The sequence below is a fragment of the Kitasatospora sp. NPDC056531 genome (assembly GCF_042794375.1).
Taxonomy (GTDB): Bacteria; Actinomycetota; Actinomycetes; order Streptomycetales; family Streptomycetaceae; genus Kitasatospora.
Window position 1 is genome coordinate 1 of sequence record NZ_JBHTTU010000196.1, and the last position, 5,483, is coordinate 5,483.

Annotated in this window: 6 protein-coding genes; 3 read left to right on the top strand and 3 right to left on the bottom strand. The window is 63.9% G+C overall.

Annotated elements, in window-relative coordinates; all coding sequences use genetic code 11:
- Positions 1–38 precede the first annotated feature (38 nt).
- Positions 39–713 (bottom strand): reverse transcriptase domain-containing protein, encoded by a 675-nt coding sequence (locus ACFQ87_RS43980; protein ID WP_380616668.1) that lies wholly within the window; start codon positions 711–713, stop codon positions 39–41.
- A 633-nt stretch (positions 714–1,346) separates the two neighbouring features.
- Positions 1,347–1,712 (bottom strand): hypothetical protein, encoded by a 366-nt coding sequence (locus ACFQ87_RS43985; protein ID WP_380616669.1) that lies wholly within the window; start codon positions 1,710–1,712, stop codon positions 1,347–1,349.
- Between the two features lie 387 nt (positions 1,713–2,099).
- Here ACFQ87_RS43985 and ACFQ87_RS43990 point away from each other — a divergent pair, with 387 nt between their 5' ends.
- The 3 genes from ACFQ87_RS43990 to ACFQ87_RS44000 all read left to right on the top strand — a co-directional run bounded on the left by ACFQ87_RS43990 (position 2,100) and on the right by ACFQ87_RS44000 (position 4,678).
- Positions 2,100–2,303, top strand: coding sequence for a cold-shock protein (locus ACFQ87_RS43990; RefSeq protein ID WP_344638807.1), 204 nt, complete (start codon positions 2,100–2,102; stop codon positions 2,301–2,303).
- An 861-nt stretch (positions 2,304–3,164) separates the two neighbouring features.
- Positions 3,165–3,884: a hypothetical protein gene (locus ACFQ87_RS43995; RefSeq protein WP_380616670.1), complete on the top strand. Its 720-nt coding sequence runs from the start codon at positions 3,165–3,167 to the stop codon at positions 3,882–3,884.
- A 107-nt stretch (positions 3,885–3,991) separates the two neighbouring features.
- Positions 3,992–4,678, top strand: coding sequence for a hypothetical protein (locus ACFQ87_RS44000; protein WP_380616671.1), 687 nt, complete (start codon positions 3,992–3,994; stop codon positions 4,676–4,678).
- A 379-nt stretch (positions 4,679–5,057) separates the two neighbouring features.
- Here ACFQ87_RS44000 and ACFQ87_RS44005 read toward each other — a convergent pair whose 3' ends face one another.
- Entirely contained in the window at positions 5,058–5,318 is a 261-nt protein-coding gene (locus ACFQ87_RS44005; RefSeq protein ID WP_380616672.1) for a hypothetical protein, read from the bottom strand.
- Between the last annotated feature and the right edge of the window lie 165 nt (positions 5,319–5,483).

Genomic DNA, 5,483 nt, shown 5'->3' on the forward strand with positions numbered 1-5,483 from the left:
CCTGAACTTGGCGTCCGGTTACATCCCCTCCACCTCTTTCAAGTTGAGATGACGCCCGAACTCCTGGACGTACACGCGTAGTGCATGAACAGGTTGGCGAGTACGGGCGAGACCGCCGACCCCTGTGGGGTCCCCCGGTCCCGCTTCTGCAAGGTGCCGTCAGGTAGTTGCAGCGGGGCGCGAAGCCACCGCTCGACATACAACTTCACCCATACGGCGTCAGTGTGAGCTTCCACGGCCTTGACGACGAGGTCCCAGCGGACGGTGTCGAAGAACTTCTGGATGTCGAGGTCGATCACCCAGTCTTTCTTCCAGCACCGATTCCGGCAGGTTTCCACGGCGTCGAGAGCCGACCGATTGGGCCGGTATCCGTAGGAGTCCGGATGGAACACAGGGTCCACCCGCCTCATGAGATGCCGGGCCACCACGGTTTGCGCAACGCGATCGGCTACGGTGGGAATGCCGAGCATCCTCATGCCGCCACCGTGCTGCTTCGGAATCTCCACTCCCCGCACCGGAGGAGGGAAGTACGTCCCCGACGACATACGGTTCCAGATCTTGTAGAGGTTCCCTCTAAGATCCTTCTCGAACTCGTCGATGGACTGTCCATCCACACCCGGCGCACCCTGATTCCTCTTGACCTCCCGATATGCCTCCAGTACTTCCCACTTCGAGATATCGAACGGCTTGCCCGGTGACTTCAGCTTGTCCATCGGCTCCTCCCGGAGAACGTCCGGTTGACCAGACACACACAGCCACGGATGACCCGGCCCCTTCGCTCCACCCCCGTTACAGAGGCTTCGTCACTACTACGAACCGGTCCGCCAACACGTCCCGCGACGGTACTCAGCCCCTTGCGGTTCAGCCGCTTGAGGTGCTCCCTCTTGCCACCGTGCTCGGTGGCGGTGTCGGGACGTGCCTTCCCACGTTCCATGCAAGAGCAGCAGACCAGGATCACGCCACCTCCATGCCGGACACCGCCTGGCCAATACGCGGGCTCCCGCCAGGCTTATCCCGGACTCCGTCGCAGGCGCCCGGTTTTGATGCCACTTGGATTTCACTAACGACACTTCGGCAGTGGTTCACTTGCGTTCGTCTTCCTGATCCCCACCTGACGCCTCTCGGGCGCCTTTTCCACATCGCTCACCACGATCGCGTCACCGCTTTCGCAGCATGTGGCGGTTTGGAGCCTCCCCCCGCAGGGCGGCTCCGAAGGGCCAAGACCTTCATCTCTTGCACAGCATTGCTTCCAGAACTGTTCCTACATACGGTTCCTTTCGCATTCGTGGCACACGCAACGGGTGAAACGCGGACCACGGACAGCGGATCAAAAGCGGGTGCCGCGGTCACGCCTGGCCTGTGACCGGCGGCGGACTCTCGGGCCACACTTCGAACGCCTGTGAAACCCCCGCCGGCGGTCCGGCACGAAAACGGTCGCGGATCAGCGCCGCGACCTTGGCCACGGCATCGGCTCGACCGCCGAGCTCCACTTTCACGGGGCCGGCACCAGCATGTGCGAGGGCAACCGGCCGTGTGGCGGTTTCGGTGATCGGCGCCGACGTGTCCACCTGCCAGCGGGTACGGACCACCCGATCGGCGAGTGAGACATAATCCCTGGCTGTGCCAGGACTCGGGACAACGATCAGCCTGAACGACTGACCTACCGCGTCGGCGACCACGTTCGCCACGGGCAGCGCACCGGCGATCGACATGTGCACCATTGCACTCGGTTCCCGTGAGGGGCCGGCACCGGTCATCGCTCTCCTCCGTGATCGGTTCCCCTCCCAGGGTCTGCCGGTGCCAGGCCTGCCGCACCTGGGCAGCAGGGAGTCCCAGCCCCACGCACAGCGGCCGGCGGCACGACGTCGGCCGAAACGTGTGTGCGGGCGCAACGGCTACGCCGCCGCGTGTCTTACTCGGCTCCCAGGCTGCGGGACCCCCCGCGGTGTAACGTTTTAATCAAGCAGTCGCGGTTCCGAAGTTCTCGCCCGCGGTTACATGTCGTGGGCGTTTTTGCTGTTCAGCGCCTCTCCGGACCAAGGCGATCACCTCCGGGCCCGCAATCGTGCGACCCGATCAGTTCCCCCAGGGAGAAGCGCATGGCTACCGGCACTGTGAAGTGGTTCAACGCTGAAAAGGGCTTCGGTTTCATCGAGCAGGACGGCGGCGGTCCCGACGTCTTCGCTCACTACTCGAACATCGCGACTCAGGGCTTCCGCGAACTCCAGGAGGGCCAGAAGGTGACCTTCGACGTCGTGCAGGGCCAGAAGGGCCCGCAGGCCGAGAACATCCGCCCCGCCTGACCGCCAGCGCACGAGCGAGCACCCCGGAAGGTGTACCGGCGCTGGTCGACCAGGGCGCGCGCCTGCCCATCGCCCGTGTCCAGGACGCAGCCGGACAGGGTGAACGTTCAGCCCGCGGCGTAGTCGGCGCCCGCGCCGGTGACCTGCTCGGCCAGGTGCAGCGTCCCGGTGGTGAAGGGGTGTTGACGGCCGTGATGTTCACGTCGGGGCTGTCCTTGGTGACGACGACCGCATCGGCGTGGCCGCCGTGTGCGGGCAGGGTGCTGAGCGAGGCCAGCATGCAACGTCGCACCGGCCTCCCCCAACTCGGCGCTGGGCCGTCGAATGCCGCTAAGCGTAGACCTCGAAGGCGTCGGCGTTCTCCTCGTTCCGGTTGCCGGTAGCACGTGCCCGCGCCTTGCCGTCGTTGAGCCATCGCGGGTCGCGCACAATCAGTTCCCGGAGTCCGTCGGCGCTGGCCAGGGTCATGACGCAGCCCGAGCGGTCGCTGCCGAGACCGAACCGGTCGGTATCGGAGGAGGCGCAGTTGCAGTGGCGGCTGGTGACTTCAAGGCCGAGCCCGACCAGCGGGTGAGTGAGCAGGCTGAGGAGCCTGTTGTGGTCCGGGACGCTGTCGGCCCGGCCGGGACGGCTGCGGCGGTTCGACGGCGTCGCCCTGGCCGTCGTCGTTGTCGTCGGGCGGGGCGGGACTCTGGCGGGTGCTCACGGGCTTCTCCCGTGTCCGGGCCGTCGTCGCATCGGGCGAGAGGAAGAGGCCATTGGAGGGAATCATGTAGTTCGCATGGAGACTCTATGGTGCAGAGTCGCCATCCCTGCTGTCTGCTGGTCTGGACGGCATACGTCGACCAGCGGAGGAAGAGCATGACCGGCTACAGGGTGATCCTTACCATCGACTCGGATTCAACCAATTACCTGACGAAAGAGGGCTTCACGCTCTACGGATTCAAGGCGATCGCAACCGGGAGCAAAAGCAGCCAGCCGCTCGTCTGGTTCGCCGATTCCCTCTACTCCACAGACAACGACATCGAGTGGAGGCAGGACTACAACACGTACGGGGCCCCGTACAAAGCCGGGGACGTCATCTCGTCACGCCATGAGGAGTCCATCAACTCCGGCGAGATCTATCGGATCAACCAGCCGAACGGCATGGGGCCAAAACCGGAAGCGCAGCCGAATCCGGAGCAAAACATCCAGGTCATGAACAACGCCGCGAGTGGTGAAGTCTACGGAGGGCTCTCGCAGAAGCGACTCAACTTCAAGGAAGAATTCCGTCCGCTGAACCGGACCGAGCTCGCACACGGCGTCACGGTTCGGATCTGGCCGGTGGAGCAGATTCTCCTCTACTTCAGCACTGCCAAGAAAAGCGAAGGCAGTGTCGTCACGCAAGCCTCCACTCGCGCCATCGTGGTCAACCTCACCGACAGCAACCTCAGGCGTATTGGCTGGAGCAAGGACAACGGCTGGTTGTGGGACTGGGACGAGTCGAGCAAAACCTGGCTGAGCAAGGCCAATTGGGCAAGCAGGATCGATTCGGGAACGGACTTCACCAGCAAACTCATCCTGCCGGAACCCACGCATTGACGAGACTTCGGGACGCCCTCGGCGTCAGCGGACCCGCGCCATCGCAGAGGGGCTGCCGCCCCAGGCATCCGAGGCGGCAGCCGTAGTGCGCACAGGAAATGGCCATCATGACGAAACTGTACAAAGTAGAGGTGACCGTCAACGGGGAAATCACTGACGACGACGTGCTCTACGGCTTCAAGGCCGCGCACGACAACGCCAGCACCGGCCGCCGCCTTCTCGTGTGGTTCACCACGCAGAAGACTTCCACCTCGAACGACGTCGCATGGGATGACACGCGCGTGGCCTTCGTCACCCAGCCCCGCAAACGCGACAAAGACACAATCACCTCCTACCATTCCGAACTCCTGGACTACGGATCGGAGTACCTGGTCGAGTCGAGGTCCGGCGGAGGGCACACTATCCACTACGACGATCCGACCCACATGGCCGTACATAATATTTCGGAAAAGGACCTTCGCGTCGGTCTGATGGCGTACGTGGCCGTTGCCGGAGAGAAATTAACCGCACGCCATCACTGTGAGAACCCGCTACCGAAAAACGTAACGACGACCTTCCGCGCCGTCGAGAAGATCCTTCTGTTCCTGGGCGACTCGCCCGAGGAGCGGAAGCTCGAACCCGGGAACCCCGTCGACACGGCCCTGTCGGGTGGGATCCTGATCGATGCCTCTGCGGCCGATCCCGAAGACCTTCGGGTCGCATTCGACACGACCACACGCGAATGGAGCTGGGACGGCGGCGCCTGGGCACGCCTTGTCCAGGCTGGCGAATACCTCCCCTCGTTCACCAGCTGAGAGCGTCCGGGGAGGGGCAGGTGGTGTCGGTCATCACGCGGTGCCTCCGGAAGTCGGGAACGAGGTGCGGACGGCCGTCCCGGCCCGAGGTGGGCCGGGACGGCGGGTCGTGCGGAGCGGATCAGCCGGCGACGGTCTCGGCGTGCCGGTGGAGGGCGTCCAGGAAAGCGGCCTGGTGGCCTTCTCGCGGAGCCGGCTCGAAATCCATCGCACCCCTTGAGCTGGGGTGTTGCAACGATCACTAGAACCTAAGCGCCCGGGACGGGCATCAAGCTATCCGGACCGCTCCCACCGATGCTCTGACCTGCCGCGTTATCGCCCCGTGACCAGAGCATCAAGGTACCGGCGAGTCGTCCGGGGCGGGCATCGCGGCAACCGGCTAGGGATTGACCGTGACCTCACCCGCGGCACCGGCATCCGAGCGGTAGGGGAAAACTCCCTCCGAGTCGAAGGTAAAGCGGAACGATGACCCGGGATTGATGTTGACCGAATCCGGAGAGCCGCTGTCGAACGTTACGATTTGGCGACTGCTTGAGAGATTGGTCCAGGTGACCGTATCGCCTGCACTGATGGTGAGTTGCTCCGGGTCGAATGCGAGGAGCCCGTTGGGCCTGTCGATCGACACTCCGAAGTCTGCCATGAGTGATCCCCTCGCTTGTTGGTCCGTGTCCGAACCTGTGTGAGTGCGGGAGAAATACCCTTCAGCAAGGATCGCTACTGAAATTGAATGAGTGGTGTCGGGGGCTGGCCGGGGTCAGCCATCCATGATCAGTCCGGCTTGGGTGAGGCATCCGTCGATCAGATC

Excerpts from the sequence above, each read along its gene's own strand:
- ACFQ87_RS43995 (WP_380616670.1), top strand. The coding sequence starts at position 3,165 with ATGACCGGCTACAGGGTGATCCTTACCATCGACTCGGATTCAACCAAT.
- ACFQ87_RS43985 (WP_380616669.1), bottom strand. The coding sequence starts at position 1,712 with ATGTCGATCGCCGGTGCGCTGCCCGTGGCGAACGTGGTCGCCGACGCG.
- ACFQ87_RS44005 (WP_380616672.1), bottom strand. The coding sequence starts at position 5,318 with ATGGCAGACTTCGGAGTGTCGATCGACAGGCCCAACGGGCTCCTCGCA.
- ACFQ87_RS43990 (WP_344638807.1), top strand. The coding sequence starts at position 2,100 with ATGGCTACCGGCACTGTGAAGTGGTTCAACGCTGAAAAGGGCTTCGGT.
- ACFQ87_RS43980 (WP_380616668.1), bottom strand. The coding sequence starts at position 713 with ATGGACAAGCTGAAGTCACCGGGCAAGCCGTTCGATATCTCGAAGTGG.
- ACFQ87_RS44000 (WP_380616671.1), top strand. The coding sequence starts at position 3,992 with ATGACGAAACTGTACAAAGTAGAGGTGACCGTCAACGGGGAAATCACT.